This is a genomic window from Nitratidesulfovibrio liaohensis, from assembly GCF_011682075.1.
In the GTDB taxonomy this organism is placed as follows: Bacteria; Desulfobacterota; Desulfovibrionia; order Desulfovibrionales; family Desulfovibrionaceae; genus Cupidesulfovibrio; species Cupidesulfovibrio liaohensis.
In genome coordinates this window covers 1-3870 of the sequence record NZ_VSMK01000265.1, presented here as the reverse complement: position 1 = coordinate 3870, position 3870 = coordinate 1, and the positions used below count along the sequence as shown (strand labels likewise).

General features: G+C 68.7%; 2 protein-coding genes. Both read right to left on the bottom strand.

The features are described from left to right. Positions 1–394 precede the first annotated feature (394 nt). A complete protein-coding gene (locus FVW27_RS09975) occupies positions 395–1963 on the bottom strand; it encodes a PhoH family protein (RefSeq protein WP_167124784.1) in 1569 nt (522 codons plus the stop codon). Positions 1964–2348: 385 nt separating this feature from the next. Beyond that, the coding region (locus FVW27_RS09970) for an AAA family ATPase (protein WP_167124782.1) at positions 2349–3870 on the bottom strand (1522 nt) is incomplete at its 5' end.

The following is a 3870-nucleotide window of genomic DNA, read 5'->3' as shown; positions in this document are numbered from 1 at the left end:
AGCGCCAGCCCGCGCAGCCCGCGACCCACCAGCCAGCCCACGCCGTGCAGTGCGCGACCGGTCAGGCCGCCTTCGGCCTGCGGGGCGGGCAACTGAATGTCCGGCAGATCGGCTGCGGACCTGGCAGGGGCATGGTGCCGGTGGGGAGTGTGGTGACTGGACATGTGGGGATGCTATCCGGGCCGCACCGGGCGCGCAAGGGACCCGTGACGCCATTTTGTCCCTCGCCGTCGGGCTGGGCACCATCATGGCAAAGGGCGGACGCCTTGTGGCATCCGCCCTTCGTGTTGAGCGCCGTATCCGGTTTGTTGCGGCGCGGTGCATGTGCGTCAAGGTGCCGGAGGGTGCGTCTTCCGTGCCCGCTTCGCTTCGCCCCGCCACGTTCCCTTCAGCCTTACAGCCCAGCCGCCACCACCATGTCGGTGATGGGGCCGCGGCTCTTGCGCCCCCGCAGCACCAGGTGCGCGTAGCCGGGGTTGCCGCGCAGCAGGCGCACCAGCCAGTTCAGGCCGTTGTTTTCCGGGCTGTTGAAGGGGGCGTCCACCTGCTGGGTGTCGCCCATGCAGATCACCTTCACGTTGCGGCCCATGCGGGTGAGCAGGGTGCGCAGGTCCTCGCGCGAGAGGTTCTGGGTCTCGTCCAGAATCACCACGCAGTCTTCCAGGTTGCGGCCCCGCGTGTAGTTGATGGGCAGCACCTGGATCACCTTGGGGTTCAGGCGGCTGAGGCTGGTGCCGTTGGGCGTGGCCGCCAGTGCGTTGGGGGCGCGGCGGTGCTCGTTGTGCAGCTTCAGCATCAGGTCCACGATGTATTCCATGTACGGGTCGGTCTTTTCGGTCAGGTCGCCGGGCAGGTAGCCAAGCTTGGGGCCGATTTCCACCAGGGGCTTCGAGATGAAGATGCGCTTGTGGCGCTTTTCCTTCAGCACCATTTCCAGCGCGCAGCCCAGCGCCAGGAAGGTCTTGCCCTTGCCCGCCGTGGATTGCAGGCTGACCAGCGGAATGTCCGGGTCCAGCATCAGGCGCATGGCCAGCGCCTGGTACACGTCGCGCGGCACGATGTTCCACGGAGTGGGGGCAAACTTGACCTCCTGCGTGGCCAGCGCGCGGTCGTGGAACACGGGGTACGCCCCTTCCCAGGTGAAGCTGTTGGGCACCACGTCGGCGGGCGGCACGAAGCCGGTGTAGCGTTCCGATTCCGAGCGGAAGGGGATGGAGCAGCGGTATTCCTCGCTGCGCAGGCCCGAACTGGTGTCGGCCATGATGCGCAGCAACCGGTCGTTGGAAACCAGCACCACGGGCTCCTCGCGCGGCACGGTGGCCAGCAGCGAACGGGCGTCGGCGATGATGTACTGGTCGGGGGAGGATTTGACCTCCGGCGCGGACGAGGGCAGGGCCAGGGCCTGGTAGTCGCCGGTGACCACCCGCAGGTGCCCCTGCAGGACGGCGGCTTCCACGGCGGATACCGCGCGGGACACCAGATGGGCCTTGGCGGGCTGGCGCTTCAGCTTGTCCAGCTCTTGCAGCACGGTTTGCGGCAGGTAGCAGGCGTTTTCATTGTCACTGCGCAGCTGCTCGATGCAGCCGGGGTCTTCCAGCAGGACGTTGGTGTCGATGACGTAATGCTTGCGGATTTCGCCGCTGGGGGGGCGCGTGGCGGTCTTGCGACGGCCCGCAGGGGCGGACACTGCGAGGGCGGCAGGCGTGCGGGCGGTCTTGCCGTTTGCCTTGCCTGGGGGGCGGGGCGCCGTGCGGGCGGCGTTCTTGATGTCGGCGTGGTGCGACTGGCGGTGCTCCTCGAAATCCTCCAGTGACGTGAGCTTGATCTTGCCGTTGCGTTCCGGCAGGGGCGGGGCCTCTTCCTGCATCGCAGAAGGCGCGGGGACGGATGTGGCGCCGGTGACGGGGGCTGCCCGTTCCTTGCGGCGCTTGCCGTTGCCTGCGTCCACCTTCTTCTTCGCCATGGGTGCTCCTGGGTTTGGGGCCTCGCGGCGGAATGGGCGGGGCGACGTGCGCTCCGTTGTCTGAGAACTCTAGAAATTCTTTAGCGCGCTTTTCGGGAATGCGAAAGGGTCACCTGGAGGGAGTTGCGTGAGGATATGGTGACGGCGGTGTGACGGCGTTGCGAGCGGGTGAGCGAGGCACGCCAGACCCGTCAGGCGCGGGTGCCGGGGCAGTGAAATGAACGGCGCGCGGCGGGCTGGCGACGACGGCGTTGCGCCGGGAGCGGGGGGGATGGGATAGCCGCAGCGGCCCGGCGTTGGGGCCGGGCCGCTGACGTGGACGAATCCGGAACATGCGGGCGTGCAGGCGTGCGATGAACGGCGAATGGCGCGCCCCAGGAGGCATCTAGTCGAAATTGTGGTAGAACAGCGCGCCGTCGCCAAAGGCGGGTTCCACGGTGGCGGCGGGAAAGCGCGGGAACAGCAGTTCCGCCGCCGCGCGGGCCTCGGCGGGGTTGGCGTAGAAGCGGGGTTGCATCAGGTAGAAGCGCAGTCCCCGGTCGGGCTTCCACACCGGGGCCAGCACCACCTCGCGCTTGTCGCCCCCCTTGGCGCGCAGGGAGCGGTAGGCTTCCTCCACCGTGGCGTGGCTTTCCAGCAGCAGGGCGCATTGGCCACGCCGTTCCATGCCCGGCTCCATGATCAGGGCGGGCAGGGTCAGGATGGTGCCCGTGGGCAGGCGATTGGGGTTGGTGATGGCCGGGTTGGCCTGCATCACCGCATCCAGCACGGTGGCGGCCCGGCCATACACGGTGTCCAGCAGGCCGAGCAGTGTTTCTCCGCGCGGCAGTACCACCAGCCCCAGCCGGGTGGGCGGCGCGGTCATGGAGGTGAGCTGAGCCGTGGGCTGGGCGATGGCCGCCGGGGAACCCGCGGGAGACGGCGTCACGGGCGTTGCGGCGCTGCCCGCACGGTTTTCATGGCTGGCCGGTTCGGCCGGACTGGCCGCATTGGACGAACCGGGTACATCGGCCTGCGCCATCGCCGTGCCGGTGTCCGATGCTGGCCCATGGCCAGACAGCCCCAGCAGGGCCAGCAACGGGCGGAGCATCCCCTTCGTGTCATCTTTTGTCGCAATGTCCGTGCGACCTTCGGCGGGCGCGAAGGCATGACCGCTTCCGGATGCGCCCGGCAGGTGCGGGGCGTCCCCGGCAACCATGCGCCCGGTCAGCAGCATCCCGGCCAGCAGCACAGCCCCCAGCGCGGCATACCCTGTTACACGCAGCAATCCCGCCCCGGACGCCCGTCCCGCAAAACCGGCAGGCCCGGTATCCAGCCTGCCGCCCAGCCCCGCGTCGCGTCGGGCAAAGGCCAGCACCTCGCGCCAGGTCACCTGGCGGCGGTTGTTGATGAGCAGGTTCATGATCAGTTGATGGCACAGGCGCATGATCTTGCGCGGGTAGCCGCCGGTGGCGTAGTGCACGGCCAGCAGCGCGGGCAGGGTGAACAGCCGTTCCCCGGCGGGGCCGCCCGCAAGGCGCAGCCGATGGCACACCATGCGGATGGTTTCGCGCTGCGAAAGGGGACGCAGGGGCAGGTACTCGTTGATGCGGTCGCGGAAGTTGGGTAGCGCGGCAATGGTGTCTTCCAGTTCGCGCTGGCCGAACAGAATGATCTGGAGCAGCTTTTCGGTGTTGGTCTCGAAGTTCAGCAGTTCGCGCAGCACTTCCAGGCATTCGGGCAGCAGCTTCTGGCCTTCGTCGATGCACAGCACCACGATGCGCCCTCCTTCCCGCTGTCCGTGCTGTCCCTGCTGCCCCTGTGGATCGGACGGGCCGGGCTGCTTCTGCGTCAGGCGCAGCAGCGCGGTCTGGATGCGCTCCACGGCCTCGCGCCGCAGTTCGCCGCCGGGGGCCGTGCGCGCGGGG

Excerpts from the sequence above, each read along its gene's own strand:
- FVW27_RS09975 (WP_167124784.1), bottom strand. The coding sequence starts at position 1,963 with ATGGCGAAGAAGAAGGTGGACGCAGGCAACGGCAAGCGCCGCAAGGAA.